This window comes from Novosphingobium sp. (assembly GCF_027531025.1).
Taxonomy (GTDB): Bacteria; Pseudomonadota; Alphaproteobacteria; order Sphingomonadales; family Sphingomonadaceae; genus Novosphingobium.
The window spans coordinates 260,826-279,257 of the sequence record NZ_JAPZQX010000002.1 but is presented as its reverse complement, the minus strand read 5'-3'; the positions used below and the strand labels follow the sequence as shown (position 1 = coordinate 279,257).

At 65.0% G+C, this 18,432-nt stretch carries 17 protein-coding genes; 6 read left to right on the top strand and 11 right to left on the bottom strand.

Annotated features, from left to right (window positions below):
• Positions 1–39 precede the first annotated feature (39 nt).
• The 3 genes from rpsG to O9281_RS01820 all read right to left on the bottom strand — a co-directional run bounded on the left by rpsG (position 40) and on the right by O9281_RS01820 (position 2,924).
• Positions 40–510, bottom strand: a complete 471-nt coding sequence (gene rpsG / locus O9281_RS01830; protein WP_298182143.1) for a 30S ribosomal protein S7 — start codon at positions 508–510, stop codon at positions 40–42.
• 138 nt (positions 511–648) lie between these two features.
• On the bottom strand, positions 649–1,020 hold the full coding sequence (rpsL, locus tag O9281_RS01825) for a 30S ribosomal protein S12 (RefSeq protein ID WP_169492430.1): 372 nt from the start codon (positions 1,018–1,020) through the stop codon (positions 649–651).
• 278 nt (positions 1,021–1,298) lie between these two features.
• A complete protein-coding gene (locus O9281_RS01820; protein WP_298182139.1) occupies positions 1,299–2,924 on the bottom strand; it encodes an MBL fold metallo-hydrolase in 1,626 nt (541 codons plus the stop codon).
• Positions 2,925–3,037: 113 nt separating this feature from the next.
• Here O9281_RS01820 and O9281_RS01815 point away from each other — a divergent pair, with 113 nt between their 5' ends.
• Together O9281_RS01815 and O9281_RS01810 are read left to right on the top strand one after the other, a co-directional pair.
• Entirely contained in the window at positions 3,038–3,718 is a 681-nt protein-coding gene (locus O9281_RS01815; RefSeq protein WP_298182137.1) for a helix-turn-helix domain-containing protein, read from the top strand.
• A gap of 240 nt (positions 3,719–3,958) precedes the next feature.
• Positions 3,959–4,927: a GGDEF domain-containing protein gene (locus O9281_RS01810; RefSeq protein ID WP_298182135.1), complete on the top strand. Its 969-nt coding sequence runs from the start codon at positions 3,959–3,961 to the stop codon at positions 4,925–4,927.
• A gap of 22 nt (positions 4,928–4,949) precedes the next feature.
• Here O9281_RS01810 and O9281_RS01805 read toward each other — a convergent pair whose 3' ends face one another.
• Positions 4,950–6,218 (bottom strand): methyl-accepting chemotaxis protein, encoded by a 1,269-nt coding sequence (locus O9281_RS01805; RefSeq protein ID WP_298182133.1) that lies wholly within the window; start codon positions 6,216–6,218, stop codon positions 4,950–4,952.
• A gap of 12 nt (positions 6,219–6,230) precedes the next feature.
• The gene (locus tag O9281_RS01800; RefSeq protein WP_298182131.1) at positions 6,231–6,638 is read right to left on the bottom strand and encodes an EAL domain-containing protein; all 408 of its coding nucleotides are present in this window, start codon (positions 6,636–6,638) and stop codon (positions 6,231–6,233) included.
• A gap of 37 nt (positions 6,639–6,675) precedes the next feature.
• On the opposite strand from O9281_RS01800, the gene O9281_RS01795 reads away from it, so the two are divergent.
• Positions 6,676–7,305, top strand: a complete 630-nt coding sequence (locus O9281_RS01795) for a hypothetical protein (RefSeq protein ID WP_298182130.1) — start codon at positions 6,676–6,678, stop codon at positions 7,303–7,305.
• Positions 7,306–7,325: 20 nt separating this feature from the next.
• Here the strand turns inward: O9281_RS01795 and O9281_RS01790 are convergent, their stop codons facing one another.
• The 4 genes from O9281_RS01790 to O9281_RS01775 all read right to left on the bottom strand — a co-directional run bounded on the left by O9281_RS01790 (position 7,326) and on the right by O9281_RS01775 (position 12,423).
• A complete protein-coding gene (locus O9281_RS01790) occupies positions 7,326–8,417 on the bottom strand; it encodes an LLM class flavin-dependent oxidoreductase (protein ID WP_298182128.1) in 1,092 nt (363 codons plus the stop codon).
• A gap of 87 nt (positions 8,418–8,504) precedes the next feature.
• A complete protein-coding gene (locus tag O9281_RS01785) occupies positions 8,505–9,419 on the bottom strand; it encodes an aldo/keto reductase (RefSeq protein WP_298182125.1) in 915 nt (304 codons plus the stop codon).
• Entirely contained in the window at positions 9,416–10,429 is a 1,014-nt protein-coding gene (locus O9281_RS01780; RefSeq protein WP_298182123.1) for a LacI family DNA-binding transcriptional regulator, read from the bottom strand. The genes O9281_RS01785 and O9281_RS01780 overlap by 4 nt, the downstream gene beginning before the upstream one ends.
• Positions 10,426–12,423 (bottom strand): alpha-glucosidase, encoded by a 1,998-nt coding sequence (locus O9281_RS01775; RefSeq protein ID WP_298182121.1) that lies wholly within the window; start codon positions 12,421–12,423, stop codon positions 10,426–10,428. The genes O9281_RS01780 and O9281_RS01775 overlap by 4 nt, the downstream gene beginning before the upstream one ends.
• 180 nt (positions 12,424–12,603) lie before the next feature.
• Here O9281_RS01775 and O9281_RS01770 point away from each other — a divergent pair, with 180 nt between their 5' ends.
• From O9281_RS01770 to O9281_RS01760, 3 genes are all read left to right on the top strand, one after another.
• Positions 12,604–14,940, top strand: a complete 2,337-nt coding sequence (locus tag O9281_RS01770; protein WP_298182119.1) for a TonB-dependent receptor — start codon at positions 12,604–12,606, stop codon at positions 14,938–14,940.
• Positions 14,941–15,030: 90 nt separating this feature from the next.
• Complete coding sequence (locus tag O9281_RS01765) at positions 15,031–16,263, top strand: MFS transporter (RefSeq protein WP_298182117.1); 1,233 nt, start codon at positions 15,031–15,033, stop codon at positions 16,261–16,263.
• A gap of 13 nt (positions 16,264–16,276) precedes the next feature.
• Positions 16,277–17,380, top strand: a complete 1,104-nt coding sequence (locus tag O9281_RS01760) for a putative sulfate exporter family transporter (RefSeq protein WP_298182115.1) — start codon at positions 16,277–16,279, stop codon at positions 17,378–17,380.
• On the opposite strand, the gene O9281_RS01755 is transcribed toward O9281_RS01760, so the two are convergent.
• On the bottom strand, positions 17,377–17,673 hold the full coding sequence (locus tag O9281_RS01755; protein ID WP_298182113.1) for a DUF1330 domain-containing protein: 297 nt from the start codon (positions 17,671–17,673) through the stop codon (positions 17,377–17,379). The two genes, O9281_RS01760 and O9281_RS01755, sit on opposite strands and share 4 nt — an antisense overlap.
• Positions 17,670–18,425: a hypothetical protein gene (locus O9281_RS01750; RefSeq protein WP_298182111.1), complete on the bottom strand. Its 756-nt coding sequence runs from the start codon at positions 18,423–18,425 to the stop codon at positions 17,670–17,672. Before O9281_RS01750 ends, O9281_RS01755 begins: the two co-directional genes overlap by 4 nt.
• Positions 18,426–18,432: the final 7 nt, after the last annotated feature.

The window sequence follows — 18,432 nt, the reverse complement described above, 5'->3', positions numbered from 1 at the left end:
CCCGCCCCTGGTTCAATTATGTGACCGCGTTGTGACGCCTTACCAGCGATAGTGGCTGAACGCGCGGTTCGCGTCGGCCATGCGGTGGGTGTCTTCGCGCTTCTTCACCGCGTTGCCACGGTTGTTGGCGGCATCCAGCAGCTCGCCCGACAGGCGCGCGGCCATCGTCGTTTCGCTGCGGTTGCGGGCGGCAGTGATCAGCCAGCGGATCGCCAGCGCCTGGGCGCGTTCCGGACGGACTTCGACCGGCACTTGGTAAGTCGCACCACCAACGCGGCGGCTGCGGACTTCGATCTGCGGCTTCACATTGTTCAGCGCATCGTGGAACAGCGCGATCGGATCGCTCTTGGCGCGGGTTTCCATGGTTTCGAGCGCACCATAGACGATGCTTTCGGCAACCGACTTCTTCCCGTCGAGCATGAGGTTGTTCATGAACTTCGACAGCACCTGATCCTTGAACTTCGGATCGGGCAGGATTTCCCGCTTCTCGGGACGACGACGACGTGACATTTGCTTCAACTCCTTCGGAGTGCGGCGATCACTTCCGTGACCGCCTTGCGGCACCGGCCCTCTCCCCCACCCGGCCACCCGATGATCACCTTGGTGCAGGTGCCCGGATGGGGGAGAAGACCGCTGACGCGTGAATCCTTACTTCGGACGCTTTGCGCCGTACTTCGAACGGCTCTGCTTGCGGTCCTTGACACCCTGGGTATCCAGCACGCCGCGCAGCACGTGATAACGCACGCCCGGAAGGTCGCGCACACGGCCGCCGCGGATCAGCACAACGCTGTGCTCCTGCAGGTTGTGGCCTTCACCCGGAATGTACGAAATGACTTCGCGGCTGTTGGTCAGGCGGATCTTCGCCACCTTGCGGAGCGCCGAGTTCGGCTTCTTCGGGGTGGTGGTGTAAACGCGGGTGCAGACACCGCGCTTCTGCGGGTTCTGTTCCATCGCAGGGACCTTGCTCTTGGCCTTCTGCGGTTCGCGACCCTTGCGGATCAGCTGGTTGATCGTAGGCATGAAGTACTCTTCACCTTGGTTATGGCCGCGCCAGCAAGGTGAAGGGAAAACGAATCGCGAATGCGCCAAACGCGGGGCCAGCCCCGCTGCGGCGATCAATCGCGAGCCGAAAACGCTCCACCCGGCTGAAAAGACCGGGTTACTTTGACGGATTACCTGGCAGAACCAGACGCCCCGGCAATGTTCAGCTCAATCCGGAACAGGTCCGGAAGATGCGCGCCGTTAGGGGGAAACAGGCCGAGGGTCAAGGATTAAGCATCCGGCACCACCACGGGAAATCAAGCTCGCCCCTTCCCCTGCCCGCGTCGGATTTCGCGACGGCGCTGCTTGTCCTCGCGGAAATCGGCATAGCTATCGAGCACGGCCCGCATCTGGGCGATGGCTTTCTGGCGCGCCTCGGCATCGCGGATATTGGCCAGGCGGCGCTTCAGGCTGGTCGCAAGATCGGCATATTCGTTCTGCCAGTCGCGCCCCAGCGCGGGGCGCAGTTCGGTGCGGCCGGTCTTGATCCGCTTGGCCGGGGCGCCCGGCGGCAGTTCCCAGGTCTCGCCGATTTCGGGCACGATCAGCGAGCGCGCCAGGCCCTGGCTTTCGGCCAGGCGGCGCAGCTCGGCGATCGATCCGGCCTCGCCATGATCAAGGAACAGGCTGCCGGTGATCGGCGCGCGGGCCGCGATCCAGGCCAGCAGCTCGGTCTGGTCGGCATGGGCGGAATAGCTGTCGATCTCGCGGATCTGGGCGCGCACCTGCACGTCGCGCCCGGAAATCCGGACCCGCTTGGCACCTTCAAGGATCACCCGGCCCAGCGAGCCTTCGGCCTGGAACCCGACAAACAACACGGTCGAATCCCGGCGCGGCAGGTTGTGGAACAGGTGGTGGCGGATGCGCCCGGCTTCGCACATACCCGAAGCGGCGAGGATGATTGCGCCCGAAACACTGTTGAGCCGCATCGATTCCGCCACATCGTTGACATAGCGGATCGAAGGATGGCCAAACGGGTCGCGTCCATCGGTATCCTCCAGTTGGTCTGCATATTTGCGGAAGGCCAGCGTCGCCCGGTTGGCCAGGGGGGAATCGACGAAGACCATCGCCTGGCCGATCCGCCCGCTGGAAGAGAGCGCAGCGATATCCAGCAGCAACTCCTGGGTGCGCTCCAGCGCAAAGACCGGGATTACCAGGTTTCCTCCCCTTGTCCGGGCGGCCAGAATCTCGGCCTCCAGCAGGCGGCGGCGCTCCTCGATCGTCACCCGCTGGCGGGCGCGATCGCCATAGGTGCTCTCGCAGATCACATGGTCCAGCCCGGCCGGGGAATCGGGGTCGGGATGAAAGGCCTTGTTGTTTGGCCCGAGATCGCCCGAAAACAGCAGGCGCGTGCCGCCGGCCTCGACTTCGACCGAGGCGGAGCCCAGGATATGCCCGGCGTTCCACAGCCGCATGCGAAAGCCTTCGCCCGGTTCGAACCAGGTGCACAGCGGGACTGGACGGGTCAGCCGCCAGGCCGCCATGGCATCGGCTTCGGTATAGATCGGCTCGAACGGATCGTCGCCCGCCCGGTCACGCCTGCGGTTGCGACGCTCGGCTTCGGCCTCTTGAATCCGCCCGGCATCGGCCAGCATGAATTCAAGCAGATCGGAGGTTTCCGGCGTGCACCAGATCGCCCCCTGATACCCCTCCTTCGCCAGCCGCGGCAGCTGGCCGCTGTGATCGATATGGGCGTGGCTAACGATCACCGCATCAAGCCCGGCGACATCGAACGGCGGCGGCTCGTGATTAAGCGCCTCGAGCGAGCGCGAGCCCTGGAACAGTCCGCAGTCGAGCAGCACCCGCGACCGGCCATGGCGCAGTTCAAGACAGGACCCGGTCACCGTCTGCGCCGCGCCATGGAACGTGAGCGAAAGCGTCATCCCCGGTACCTCCCTATCCCCGGTTGTGGCGCGATCACTGCTACCTCGCAAGTTCGTAGCATTCCGAGCTGGCGCTAACGCGGAATTAACAGGTCACAGCCAGACCAGACCCCATGGCTATTGCAGGACGGATCGATCCCGCCCCGAACCACGACGGGCGGGCTGAACGCAGGGAACTGCTGCTGGAAACTTCCGGCGAGCTGGGTGGCGTGCCCGCCAATGTGACGGTGCACAACATCTCGGCCACCGGGCTGCTGATCGAGACGGCGCAGGAACTGGCGGTGGGCGAAGGCCTGCGGATCACCCTGCCCGAAGCCGGTGCAGTTGACGCGGAAGTGGTCTGGGCCAGTGGAACGCTGCGCGGCTGCCGCTTCGCCGAGCCGATCGGACGGGCCGTGCTAAGCGCGGCGCAGCTCCGCTCGGTCGTGGCCCCGGTAGTACAGCCGGAAACGGACGCTGCCGAAGGGGCGACGCAGATCGCCGGATCGACCCTTGGGCAGCGGATTGCCGCCGCACGCCAGGCCCGCCACTGGTCGCTAGCGCAGGTTGCTGCCGCACTTGGGGTCAGCCGTCCGACCGTATGGGCCTGGGAGCATGATCGCGCCCGACCCGCCGGCTCGCGGATGACCGCGCTGGCCGCCGTGCTGGGGGTCGAGCCGGAGTCGCTGGCCGGAGCTGGCGATACGGTTGGCGTGTCCGCCGACCTGGCCAAGCTGGTCGATAGCTCGCGGCAGCGAATCGCAATGGCGGCCGGGGTCAGGCCCGAACGGGTGCGCATCCTGATCGAGTTGTAAGCCTGGCCAAGTCGCATAGGGGCCAAGCCCCGCACAATGCCACTGAACTCTGCCACAAAACATGGTAAATGAATCTTAAGTTACTGATTCGCAGTTCTTTTGTTAGCTTACAAAACTAACAAAACTGCATCGACCCGGTAACTTCAAAGGGATCGCAACAAGGACGGTCGGGGCATGCCCGGTCGCCGTGGGTGGCTGCCCGGGATGGCCATGTTACGAGGGGCTGTGCCAGCGATGGCATTGCGTGATGCGACCAGACCGGAGCTGCCCGACAACAGGGGCAGGAAGACGATGGGGGTCCATTTCGTTCCCGGGGGGCAGGACGCGCTCTATCGGCACTGGGAAGCGGCCAGCAGGGAGATCGTACTGGCCTGCGACGCATCCGGACGGATCATTCAGGCGACCGCTGCCGTGGCAAGATTGCGACGCGGGCGGGCCGAAGCCCTGCCCGGACTATTGCTCTGGGAATACCTTGACCAAGGCCATCCTCAGCAACTTAAACCGTTGTTCGAACAGGCGATGATCGACGGACGTCGAACCGGCTGGTTCGAGGTCGAACTGGCTCACCTGCCCCGGCGGCAACGTCACCATGAACTGCGGATCGATCCGGTTCTTCTTGGAGACGGTCACTTGCCTGGCGCTGTATGCATCTTGCGCTCGATCGCCGAGCGGCGCGAGCTTGAGCGCGAGGCCTTTGCCGCCGCGATGACTGATCAGCTGACCGGCTTCACCAACCGCGCGGCGTTTGTGGCCATGCTTGACCACCTGGCGCGGCAGGGCACGAATGGCTGTCTGGTGCTAATCGACCTCGACCGGTTCCGTGCGATCAACCTGCGGCACGGACACGAAGCGGGCGATCGTTTGCTAACAACTTTCGCCGGCCTGCTTCGGCGTATCACGCGCTCGCAACACATCCTGTCCCGGATCGATGGCGAGAGCTTTGCCGTAATCCTGCCGGGGGAAAGCGTTGCGGCAGGCATGCGCCTGGGCGAAGCCATAGGCCTAGCGCTTGCCGAGATCGCCCGAGACGCCATGCCCGAGGAGCTGCCCTTCACCGCCAGCATCGGCGTTGCTGCGCTGGAGCGCAACCGCGATGCGACGCTCCGTACGGCCGAACTTGCCGTGACCGAGGCGAAGGCGCGTGGCCGAGGCCGGGTGGCCACCTGCCCGCCGCGCCGGATGCGATTGTTCTGGCGCTGGCGCGGCTGACGATCGCGCCGGTCAGCTGGGTTCAGGCCGCCTGGCGGACGTGATTGAGGAAATCGTCGACCTGATTGCGCAGCGCGGCCGACTGGTGCTTGAGTTCGCTCGACGAACCCAGCACCTGGCTGGCTTCCGCACCCGTCGCCAGCGCCCCGGACCGGACCTGCCCGATCGAGGTTGAAACCAGCTCGGTGCTGCGCGCGGCGAGGTCAATCGAGCGGGCAAGATCCTGCCCTGCGACCGATTGCTGATCGACCGCGGCGGCAATCGAGACCGAAGTGATCTCCAGATCGTTGATCTGGCGGGCAATCGACTGGAGCGAGGTGACGCTCGTGCCGGTGTCTTCCTGGATCTTCTGGATCAGCACCGCGACGCGCTCGGTCGCCTTGGCTGTCTGGGCAGCCAGTTCCTTCACCTCGGCGGCCACCATGGCAAAACCGCGACCGGCCTCACCCCCGCGCGCCGCCTTGATCGAAGCATTGAGCGCGAGCAGGTTGGTGCGCTGGGCGATCGAGGAAATCAGCTCGACGATCTGGCCCACTTCCGCAGCGGATTCAGCCAGCGCGCCGATGGTGGCATCGGCCTTGCGGGTGGCTTCGGCAGCCTTGCGGGCCAATTCGGCCGAACCGGACGCCTGGCGGCTGATCTCGTTGATCGACAGGGCGAACTCGTCGGTCGCGGCGGCGGCAGCCGTCACCCCGGCGGCGGCATTGTCCATTGCATCGGCCACGGTGCCCGACTGACGAGCCGAGACTTCGGCGCTTTCGGCCATGGCGGTGGCCGTCGATTCAAGCTGCGAGCAAGCGGCGGCGACCCCGTTCACGATCTCGCTGACCTGGCGTTCAAACCGTGCCGCCAGTTCGGCCAGTTGCGCGGCGTGGAGCTCCTGCCGGGCCTGGGCCTGTTTGCGCAGGTCCTTGAGCAGGTAGGAGGCCTTCTTGGCCTTCTCCAGCGAGCGGCACATCATGCCGATTTCATCCTCATGCTCGGTATGCTTGACCTCAAGGTCATAGATCCCCTCGCCGATCTTGTTCATCCCGTCGGCCAGGTCCTCAAATGGCCGGATCACGTGCTCCATCACATACCGGCCGGTAAAGACCGAGTAGATCAGGCTGGCCGCGGCGACCAGCAGCGGCAGGGTGATGATGGTCCACGGTGCATCGAAAGCCAGCAGCGTGGCGGCGCTGACCCCGCTGACCAGCATCGTGACCAGGTTCGATGCAAGCAGCAGCACCCTGAGCTTGCCCGAGACCGACAAATCGACGAACCAGTTCTTGGAATTGGACGTGGCAGACATCGGCATGGATCCCTAGCGTTTGCCAACTCTGGCGCGCCGGGGCGCGTCGGAGGTGGAGGAAAGGTTGGCGGCCAGCGCGCTACTGGCGGCAATATCGGTAGCCAGTTGGCGGGTCAGTTCATCGGCTGGCACGGCGCGCGAATAGAGCCAGCCCTGCATCTGATCGCAGCCGGCGATGCGGGCCATGCTGGCCTGGCCTTCGGTCTCGATGCCTTCGGCGGTAACCTGCATGCCCAGCGCCTTGGCCATGGTCACGCTGGAGGCCATGACGGTCCGCGTCGCGGCATCACCGGTGGCATCGACGATCAATGAGCGGTCCAGCTTGAGCTTTTCAAAGCGGAAGCGGCGCAGAAAGCTGATCGAGGCATAGCCGGTGCCATAATCATCGAGCACGATGCTAACGCCAAAATCGCGCAGCATTTCCAGGTTGCGTCCCGCCAATACCGTGATCGGCTCGGTGCGTCAGAACGCCGTGCTGCTGGATGCCACGCGCGGCAATGTGCTCGACATGGAATCGACCTCGAACAAGCTGTTCAATGCCGTGATCAGCGCCGGGGTCTCGCCGCGCGATACCGAAATCGTCGAGCTGGCCGCCCAGGCCCGCAACGACCTGGTCACGCTGGTCGAGGATGCGATCGAGCGGGGCGAGCTGCGGCTCGACCAGATGTTTGACACCAATTACCGGCTTGTTCCGGGGACCAACCCGGAACTCTACCGCACCCAGTTCAGCGATTGGGCCGATGCCAACTGGCGCCCCCTGTTCGACCGGCTGCGCACCAGCCATCCCAACGTGATCATGTGCAGCGCGGCCGACATGAACGGCTTCCTGCCGACCCATGTGACCGAACATTCACGCAAGCCGATTGGCGACCTGGCCCACGACACGAAGTACTGCCGCAACGGGCGGATCATGCTGGGCGGCGCGGACCACCTGGCCAAGGCCAGCCAGGCCCCGTTCTTCATGTCGGTCTATCGCCAGGAAGGCGATGGCACCAATTACCTGGTGGTCCGCAACGTCTATACCCCGGTGATCGTCCAGGGCCGCCGCTGGGGCGATTTCGAAGTTGCATACCAGATCCGGGGCTAACAACCCCGGACGCCCCTGCCCTAACCCGCGATCGGCGCGTGCTGGATCTGCGGCAGCACGTAACGGGCGAACATGTCGCATTCGTTGACATGCGGATAGCCGGACAGGATGAAGGCCTCCATGCCCGCTTCCTGATAGGCGCGCAGCTTGGCGATCACCTGATCCGGGTTGCCGACGATTGCCGCGCCGCAGCCTGAACGGGCGCGGCCGATGCCGGTCCACAGGTTCTCTTCCACGAAGCCGTCGCCATCGGCAGCGCTGCGCAGTTCCTGCTGGCGCTGGACGCCATAGTTCTGGGCATCGAGGCTCTTTTCGCGGATCGCGCGGCCCATCTCGTCATCCAGCTTGGACAGCAGCCGGTCCGCATAGAGCCGCGCCTCGTCCTCGGTCTCGCGGACGATCACGTGGGCGCGATAGCCGAACTTGAGCGTGCGGCCATAGGCGGTGGCGCGGGCCTTCATGTCGGCCACAACCTCGCGCACGTTCTCCATCTTGTCCGGCCACATCAGGTAGACGTCGGCCGCTTCCGCGGCGCAATCGCGTGCTTCGTGGCTTAGCCCGCCGAAGTAGAAGTTGGGGCACTTGCCCGACAGCGTGGTGATCCGCGCCGGATCGAGCTTGAGATTGTAGAACTCACCCTGGAAATCGAGGTGCTCACCGTTGAGCAGCGTGCGGACGATCTTCATGATCTCGGTGCCGCGGCGATAGCGCGGGCCACTTTCCAGAGTCTCGCCGGGCATCGGCGATGAGATGATGTTGACGTTGAGGCGCCCACCCGTCCCGGCGGCATTGGGGCCAAGGATCCGGTCCAGCGTGGCGATGCGACGGGCCAGCTGCGGCGGCCAGTCCTCACCCATGCGGGTCGCCCACAGCAGCTTGATCCGCCTGACCTGGGTGGCCACCGCCGCGGCAAAGGCGGTGGTATCAAGCCCCAGCTCATAGCCCGAGGGCAGCAGGATATTGTCAAACCCGCCCTCTTCGGCGCGCAGCACGATGTTGCGGCAATGCTCCCAGCTGGATTTCAGGTAGGGATCGGGAACGCCCAGGAACTCGTAATCGTCATCGCAGAGGGCCGAGAACCAGGCGATTTCGGGCGGGTTGTGGGCGGTCATGGCATCTCTCTCCGTCGGGTCAGGTCGTTGGCGGGCCTCTGGCCGATGCCGTCGCGGCCCGCCTTGATCGGTATCAATCCAGTTTGATCAGGGCAGCGGCACACCGCGCGCAGCGACGAGGACAGCGTACCAGTCGGTCCGGGTCCACTGCACCTTGAGCGCGGCCATGCCTTCGGCAATCCGCTCGGCCTGCTGCGAACCGATGATCGGCACGATCCCGGCCGGGTGGGCCATCAGCCAGGAATAGGCCGCGACCGAGCGCGAGACGCCCGCCTCGCCCGCCACCTTGTCGAGCGCGGCGCAGATCGCGTGATCGCGCGGGCTTTCCGGCTTGGCGAGGCGCCCGCCGCCCAGCGGCGACCAGGCCAGCGGGGTCAGGCCCAGCATCATCGCCTGGTCCAGCTCACCATTCTCGAAGCAATCGATCCGCAGCGGGCTGATCTCGGGCTGGGTCGAGACCAGCTTGTGGCCGAGGAACTGGTTGAGCGCGGCGGTCTGGTGAATGGTGAAGTTGGAGACGCCGAGCGTGCGGATCTTGCCGGCGGTCACGGCATCATCGAGCACCCGGGCCACTTCCTGCGGGTGGGCCAGGATGTCCGGGCGGTGGACCTGCCACAGCTCCACGCTGTCGGTCTTGAGCCGGGTCAGCGAGGCATCGATCGCCGCGCGAAGGTAATCGGCGCTCTGGTCATAGGGCAGCGGCGGCATGATCCCGCCCTTGGTGGCCAGCACCATGCGGCCCCGCAGGCCAGGTTCGGCAGCGAGGACTTCGCCAAGCAGCGCCTCGGCATCGCCGAAGCCGCCCGAACCGTTGAACCCGTAAATATCAGCCGTATCGAGGAAATTGATCCCGGCATCGAGCGCGGCGTGGACCAGCTGCGCGGCATCGGTGGCGGTCCGGCCGTTTTCGGCCAGGCGCCACATGCCCCAGGCGATCGGGGAGACCTGAATGCCGCTGGCGCCAAGCTGGCGGGTGGCAGGCGGAAGGGGCAACTGGCTCATGATGGTTTCCTGTATGGCGGCGCGACCGAGGCGCGTTCGATGAGTTGATGGGGCAATCGGCGGTGCGTGATGTCACCGCCGGCAATGAGAATTTCGGCAGCCGTGCGGGCCAGTTCGGCCATCGGCTGGTGGATCGTGGTCAGTGGCGGCCAGACCGTGCGGGCGAGCGTCGTGTCGTCAAACCCGGCTACCGACAGCTGGGCCGGAACCGGAATGGCGCGATCGTGCGCCACAGCCAGCACTCCGGCCGCCATATCGTCGTTCGAAGCGAAGATCGCGGTCGGCGGCTCGGGCAGGTCAAGCAGGCGATTGCCGCCGCGCACGCCGGAATCGAAATCAAACTCGCCCTCGCAGACCAGCACCGGATCATAGGCAATACCCACCCGGTCAAGCGCCCGGCGATAGCCCGCCTGGCGATCGTCCGAGGCCATGTGATTGGGGTGACCCTTGATGAAACCGATCCGGCGATGCCCGGCATTGATCAGATGGGTGGTCATGTCATCCGCTGCCTGGGCATCGTCCATGAAGACCGAGCTGGTCAGCGCGTGGTTGGTACCGGGCGAGATACGGACGAAGGGGATATCCATCGATTCGAGCGCGCGCAGCACCGGTTCGCAATCGGTGACCGGTGAGGAGAGGATGATCCCGTCGACATGGGTTTCGGTAACGAGGCCACGCACCTGTTCTCCAACCATCGGATCGGCCACGTCGACCGGCTGGGCCAGCAGACGGATGCCGTTCTCGCGGCAGAAATCCCAGCACCCTGTCTGGATCTGGAACATGTAATAGGGGCTGTGATTGTCGTAGATCAGGGCAACCTGGTTGCTCTTCGCGCCCGACAGGATCCGGGCGGCGACCGAAGGGCGGAAGTCCAGCGCCTTTATCGCTTCTTCCACCCGCGCCTTGGTATCGGCCGAGACATAGGGATGGCCGTTGAGCACGCGGCTGACGGTCTTCACCGCCACCCCGGCCCGTGCGGCCACATCCCGGATGTTCGACCGTTCGCTCACAGCGCCCGCAGTCCGGCAAAGAGATCGGCAAAGGCGCTGTCCGGACGATAAAACACGGGCGGCGTGCCGATCGGCGCCGCTATGGTATGCGTGCCTGGAGCGTAGGCCGTGCCAGTGAAGGCATGAACCCACTCACCCTCGCCCGGCAGGATCACTTCGCGCGCAATGGCGCCTTCCTCGATCACCGGGGCAACCAGCAGGTCGGCACCATAGAGGTATTGATCCTGCACTGCGTAAAGCGCCGCATCGTTGGCATGGTGCAGGAACAGCGGACGCTGCGCCGGCAGGCCGAATTCTAGTGCCTCATCGCACAGGTGGCGGACATAAGAGGCGAGGTGCCGATGCACCCGGCTCCACCGCGCGAAGCAGGCCAGCAGTTCTGGCGTCGAGTCATACTGCAGGTTGTCGTCCGGCCGGTTGCCCTCATGGCTACGCATGACCGGTGCGAAGGCGGCCAGTTCGCACCACCGCTCCATCAGCTCGGCCGTGCGGATATTGCCGAGGATCGAGGTATAGCCGCCGCAATCGGCATGGCTGTAGGCATTGCCGACCAGCCCCGCCGACAGCGCGGCCGTGATCACCGTACCGATCCCGTCATGCCGGGTAAAGTCGACCGACTGGTCACCCGCCCAGAGCAGCGGGCAATGGGCCTGCACCCCCGAAAAGCCCGCGCGCATGAAGAACACCGCATCTCCGGTCTTGCCCCGGCTCTCGACCGCCTGGGCATTGACCTCGGCCCACAGTACGGGCCAGCGGTTGTGGGCCTCCATCGGATCGGAGCCGTCGGCCAGCCGCACGTCGGTCGGCAGATATTCGCCGAAATCGGCCATCCAGCCGGAAATGCCGATATCCAGCATCTCGCGCCCCAGCACCTTTTCGGCAAACCAGTCACGCGTTTCGGGCCGGGTAAAATCGAGCACGCCGCAGTCGAACTCACCGAAATCGACGAGATAGACTTCGTCGCTGTCCTGCTTGAGGCAGAAATGGCCGCCCTCCAGCGCTTCCTCGTAAAGGATGCCGTCGTTGCAGAGATAGGGGTTGGCATAGGCCAGGAAGCGGATGCCGCGCGCCTCCAGCGCCGCGATCCGCTGCGGCAGGTCGGGGAAGCGCTGGTTGTCGCGCCGCCAGTCCCAGAACAGCCGCCGGCCAAAGCTGGTCTGGCGGATCCCGGCCCAATCCTCGCACCACAGGCCCGACACGGCCGCGCCAGCCTTGATGAAGTCATCCAGCCGCTCAAAACTGCACGCGCCGTCCTTCAGGCCGACAATCGCCCCGCCGATCGCCCAATCGGGCAATGGCGGCTGGCGGCCGAAGCGAGCGGATAGCTGGCCGACGAGCTCCAGCGGGCCATCGGCTGCGAACAGTTCGAAGGCAGCTTCGTTCTTCCACACCTCGAAGGCATGGCTTGTCGGGTCACTGCAATCGATCACGCTGTAACAGGCCGCGTCCAGATGGATCGCCAGCCAGCGGGATGTCAGGAGTGTCGGTTGTGGGTAGTTGGTGTGATAGTAGTCACCCCCTGCCATGCCATCGCGGTCCATCGCTTGTGTCAGTGCAGTGGTCTTGTCGCGGCCCACGCCCGGTTCGCTGGTCCACATCGGGAAGCGGCGACCATTGAGCGCCAGATAGCTCATCTGCTCGCCTCCGCCCCAGGCAGCCTCACCCGGTTCGGCATGCCAGCGCAGGGTGATTCGGTCGTGGCCGGGACGAAGCAGGGAAACGGCGAGGCGATTGCCCTCCAGCGCGATTCGCGCGACTGCCACACCGTCAGAAGAGAGTGTCACACCATCGGCAGAAACCACGCAATCGAGCGGGGTCAGGGCATCTTCCGGAGCATCGTCGATCTGGAAGTTGCCCCGGTACATCTTGACCGAAGCCTTACCGCGGGCACTCGTCAGCACCGGGGCGTCACTGCGATGGCGCAACACCAGACGCCCCGCGAAATGCAGGTCAAACCCGTCATCAACTGCCGAAAATCCGGCCTCCACGTGCATTCCCCCAAGCTTCCCTTGCGGCTGTTGCGCCAAAGCCACAAGCGCCGCAAACCCGTATGACACCGCTTGACATATCGAGCGCTTCGCCGCAATTCAAGCGCCAAGCGGAAGGGTGCATCCCGTCCGCCAGAGGAGAATTGCCGTGGGCAGTGAGGCCCCGGCTCAAGGGAGGACACATCCATGAAGTCGATGCTCCGCGCCTCGTCGGCCCTGCCCCTGGCAGCGCTGGCCATGGTTGCTTTTGCCGCTCCGGCCTATGCCCAGGACGCGGCTGCCGAGGACGAAAGCGTCCCCGGCGAAATCGTAGTTACCGCCCAGAAGCGCGCTGAAAACGTCCAGGACGTGCCGGTCGCCGTGTCGGTCCTTTCGGGTGAGCGCCTGGCCGATGCCTCGCGTCCCAGCATCGAAAGCGCCAGCCAGATGGTGCCTTCGCTCAACTTCCTGAAGTCGGGCACGACGCTGAACCAGACCATCTTCCTGCGCGGCGTTGGTACGGCCACCTTCTCGATCGCGGGTGAGCCCTCGGTTTCGACTGTGGTTGACGGTGTGGTCTATTCGCGTTCGGGCGAAGCCTTCTCCGACCTGGTCGACGTGGCCCAGATGGAAGTGCTGCGTGGCCCCCAGGGCACGCTGTTCGGCAAGAATGCTTCGGCCGGTGTGGTCAACATCACCACCCAGATGCCGAAGATGGAATTCGGCGGTTCGGTGGAAGCTAGCTATTTCGACCGCAACGAGTATCGTCTGAAGGGCGCGGTCAACCTGCCGCTCGGTCAGGACCTGGCCGCCCGCTTCACCGGTTTCTACGGCGAATACGATGGCAACATCCGCAACGTCACCACCAACGAGTGGGTCAACGGTTACAAGCACTGGGGCCTGCGCGGGCAGTTCCTCTATGAGCCGAGCGACGACCTGCGCCTGTACCTCGCCGCCGACTATTACAAGAACGACGACGATTGCTGCGCCGACATAATCGCCACCAGCCCGCTGACCGGTGCCGGCCTGCCGACCACCAGCCTGGGCCACCTGGCCCTGCCCAGCCCGGATGGTGCCAACACCCGCGCCGTTGCCCAGAACCTGGTCACTGCGACCAAGGAAGAAGGCTGGGGTGTGTCGTTCCAGGGTGATTTCGGCCTTGGCGATCACACGATTACCAGCATCACCGCCTATCGCGGCTGGGACAACACCGAAATCCGTGACGGTGACTGGCTCGACCGGGCCTATGTCGGCTTCTCGCAGCTGCACGACACCGGCCCGCAGACCTCGACCACCTTCACCCAGGAACTGCGCCTGACCTCGCCCGCCGACCAGACGCTCTCCTATGTGCTGGGCGCGTTCTATTCGCGCGCGGTTTCGGAACGCACCTTCACCCGCAACGTGATCAGCTGCACCGCCGTGGCCGGCGCTCCGACCACCGTGCTGATCCCGTGCGGCAGCGTGAACGCCAACCCCTCGACCTTCCCGTCGGGCTCGGCGACCTTCGGTTCGACCTTCAACAACTTCGCCCTGTTCGGCCAGGCTACCTACAAGCTGTCCGACACCGCGCGGTTCATTGCCGGTCTGCGCTACACGCATGACAAGCTGTCGGTCTTCCACAGCCGCAACACCACCCTGGCCGGCCCCGGCATCCAGCCGAGTTTCCCGGTCACGCCGAGCGGCACCGGTGCGCCGACTGCGCCGTTCACCGCCGAGACCAGCAACGACAACCTGTCGGGCAAGGCTGCGTTCCAGTTCGACCTGAACGACGACAGCATGGCCTATGCCAGCTACGCTCGTGGCTACAAGGGTCCGGCCTACAACGTCTTCTTCAACCTGACCGCCACCGGCACCAACGTGATCGAGCCGGAAACCTCGGACTCGTTCGAGATCGGCCTGAAGAACACGCTGCTTGACGGTCGCCTGACCTTCAACATCGCGGCCTACTATGCCAAGTACAAGAACTTCCAGGCCAACAACCCTGACCTGGTTGCCGGCGTGGTCGTCACCCGCTTCACCAACGCGGGCGAGATCTCGACCAAGGGTATCGAAATCGACATGAACTGGCGGATTGGTTCGACCACGAACCTGAGCGCCGGTTTGTCGATCAACGATGCCAAGGTCGTGGCATTCAAGGTAGCGCCGGGCGCGGCCGCCACGGCGATCGTCCCGCCGGGCACCAAGCTGGGCTTCGCCCCGACCTGGAAGGGCTCAATGGCGCTCGATCACACGATCGAGACGGGCGGTTTCGCCAACCTCGCCTTCGGCGCCTCGATGAACTTCCAGAGCAAGCAGCTCTCGCTGTTCTCGCCGGATGCGGTCCAGCGCGCGCTGGGCACGATCCCGGCCTATGCCCTGGTCAACGCCCAGGTCGGCATCGTCGATCCGGATGACAAGTGGAAGCTGACCTTCGTGGTCCGCAACCTGTTCGACAAGGCCTATGCCGCGGCGATCGTCAACGGCGGCGTGGGCGGTGCCTATCGCTACCAGATCCCGCGCGATGCGGATCGTTACTGGGGCGTGACCGGCCGGTTCAGCTTCTGATCCGAATGGGTTAAGGCCTGACAATCATGGGGCCTTCGTCTCCGGACGGAGGCCCCACTTGTTTCCAGCCGCGAAGGGGAGATGGCGCGGGTGCAGAAAATCAACAGCCGGCTCAGCTGGACCCTGTTTCTCCTGCTTTGCGTGGCGGGCGTCTTCAACGCGATGGATCGACCGATCATCGCGATCCTCAAGCCCGACATGTCCGCCGACTTCGGCTGGACCGATGCCGATTTCGGTCGCCTCGCTTTCGTGACCCAAATGGCTGCGGCCTTCGCCTTCCTGTTTACCGGCTGGCTGGTGGACAAGCTGGGCGTCTGGCGCTCGATGGTGGTGGGGGTTTCCACCTGGAGCTTTGCAGCCATGGCGCATGGTTGGGCGATGACCGCCTGGCACGTGGTCGCCGCCCGCATCGGCCTCGGCGCGACCGAGGCGGTCCAGACCCCGCTGACAATCAAGACCGTCGCGACCCTGTTCCCGGCCAACCAGCGCAGCTTCGCCTTTGGCGTGGGCACAGCAATCGCGGGCCTTGGCACCCTGTCGCTGCCCTTCTTCATCCCGATCATCGCAGCCGCCTTTGGCTGGCGCGGTGCTTTGATTTTCGGCGGGGTGGCAGGTTTCGTGACCCTTGCGCTGTGGCTGTGGTTCGCCCGCCGCGTCACTTTCGACGATGGCGCGGAGGATGAAAACCGCGACTATTCCGACGATGGCGCGCCCTATGGCCCGATCCTGGCCGACCGGCGAACCTGGGCAATCGTCATTGCCAAGGCGCTGTCCGATGCCACCTGGTGGCTGATCAACTTCTGGCTGCCCGACTTCTACCGCAAGACCTATGGCCTCACTACCGAGGAACTGGCCGTGCCGCTGGCGATCGCCTTCCTGGGATCAGGCAGCGGGGCGTTGTTGGCCGGCTGGATTTCCACCAGGCTGCTCGAAAAGGGCTGGAGCCCCAACCGCGTCCGCAAGACGGTGATGCTCTGTTCGGCACTGGTCGTGCTGCCCTTGCCGCTGGTCCTGCAACTCAATTCGTTCTGGCCGGTCGCGGTGATGATGGGCGTGGTCATGGCGGGCCATCAGGGCTTCTCGCTCTCGATCTTCTCGACCATCACCGATGTGGTGCCTCGCTCGAAGGTTGGCCGGGTTACCGCCTTCGGGGCCTTCATGGGCAACATGGGCGGGGCACTGATCCAGCTGGTAACCGGCGCCGTCCTGACCGCAGGCCTTGGCTTCACCCCGCTGTTCATCTTTGCTGCCTGCTCATATCTGCTGGCGCTTGGCTGGCTGCATCTGCTCCTTCCTCGCATCCGCCGCCCCGGCGAAGCCTGATCCCGCCAGTACGATGAACCAGAGCGACCCCCGCAAGCCCATCTCCACGATCGACTGGGACGCCCTGCCCCATGGCGGCGACCTTTATGGCGAACTCCACCTGGCCGAACAGGTTGCCCAGGCCGATCGGCCAAAGGACAGCCTGTTTCCAGGTCTTGCCATCTGCGGCGTGGCGGCGGCAGCGGCAGCCTGGCTGTCGGAGCATTACGGTTTTCCGATCATCCTGCTGGGCTTGCTGATCGGCTTGTCGCTGAACTTCATCGCCCGCGATCCTCGGACCCATCCTGGCCTGGACTTCGCCTCGCGCACCTGCCTGCGCGTCGGGATCGTGATCCTGGGTCTGCAGGTGACGGTGGGTCAGATCACGGCGCTCGGCGCAGCACCCTTCCTGGCGTTGCTGGTGGTGATGGCCGCGACCTTCTTTGCCGGGATCGCCGGCGCCCGGATGGTAACCCAATCGCGCTATGCCGGGATGCTGGCGGGCGGATCGACCGCGATCTGCGGGGCCAGCGCCGCGCTCGCGCTCTATGGCGTGATCGGTAAGGAACGGCTCAGCCAGGCGCAGTTTGCGCTCACCCTGGTGGGGGTCAGCCTGGCCAGCGCCTTTGCCATGTCGGTCTATCCGGTGCTGGCCGCCGAACTGGCCCTGACCGACCGCCAGGCGGGCTTCCTGATCGGGGCCTCGATCCACGATGTCGCCCAGGCAATTGGTGGCGGCTATGCCTTTTCCGATGCGGCGGGCTCTTACGCCACGATCGTCAAGCTGGCCCGCGTAGCCCTGCTGGCACCGGTGGTCGTGCTGGTCAGCCTGATGTTGCGGGACAGGTCCGCCGGGGGCGCAGCCCAGCCGTTGTGGAAGCGGCTGTCACTCCCGTGGTTCATCACCGCCTTCCTCGCCACCGTGGTGCTCAACAGCCTGATCACCGTACCCGAGCCGGTCAGCCACTATGCCCTGGTCGGCTCCAAGGGGCTGCTGCTGCTGGCGGTGACGGCCACGGCGATGCGCAGCCGCATGGACCTGTTGCTCGACATGGGCTGGCGGGCGACAATTCCGGTGGTGACCGCGACCCTCGCCAGCTTCCTGACCGCGTTGGGCTTCGCCGTTCTGCTGCTCTAACCCGGCTGCTCGATCACCATGATCGAGACATCGGCCAGTCCCTCGCGCAGCTTTCTGACCTCGGCATATTCGGGCGAGTTCCAGAAGGCCATCAGTGCCGCCTTGTCGGGCCATTCGGAGATTACCACCGAAGCGCCCGGCCACCCCTCACCCTCAAGCACCTCGGCCCCCGGTGCACGAACAACGTACTTGCCTCCGAACTGCCCGATCAGCTTCGCAGCGGCCGGACCGTAGCCGGTGATGAACTTTTCGCGGTCATGGATCCGGGCGGTGACGATCATCCAGGCGGTCAAGGCTTTGCTCCATAGCTGACGGGCATGGCGAAGGTCGCGGGATCGATCGGCTGGCCGACCACGACCTTGTCCCAATAGACGGTATTCTGGCGCACGCCGTTGTAGAATAGCGTGACGCTGCGCGCCTGCAGCCAGCGCGGGCTGCGGAAAAACACGAAATCGTCATAAACCCGCTCATGCCAGCCGCGCGGGGTGGCAAAGCCCATGTAGCGGATGTAGCGGCTCTTCGCGTCGATCCCGAACAGCGTCGCCTGGCCGCCAGGATCGACGATCCGGACCATGTCGAGCGCATGGCCATCGATTGTCCGGTTTGGCGCAAGCTCCAGCTTGAAGCCTTGCTTCAAAGCCATGCGGATGATCCCGAAGCCGAAGTTGGCGGCCCAATAGGCGTCGGCCTCGGCCTTGGGCACGACACCGCGCTCGTTCCAGGTAGTCTCGCCATCGTAGCCGACATCGAACAGCAGCCTGCCGCCCGAACGCGCGGTGATCCGCACCTTGCCATCAGGTCCATGCGCAGCGGTGCGGTTCGGATCGAGCACCCGCCACATGACATAACTTTCGGCACGGCGGACCACACCAGGCTTATCTGGCGCATAGAACGCCGCCCGTCCTTCCAGCCGCAGGGTCGCGGGGCTGAGCCAGGCCTCGCCCCCAGCCACTTCGGCTGCGCGGGCAATGATCGTGCGGGCGTCCTCGGCCTGCACCGGGCAGGCGAATGCCATCGCTGCGACGGCAATCAGGGTGAAACGCATGACAGTC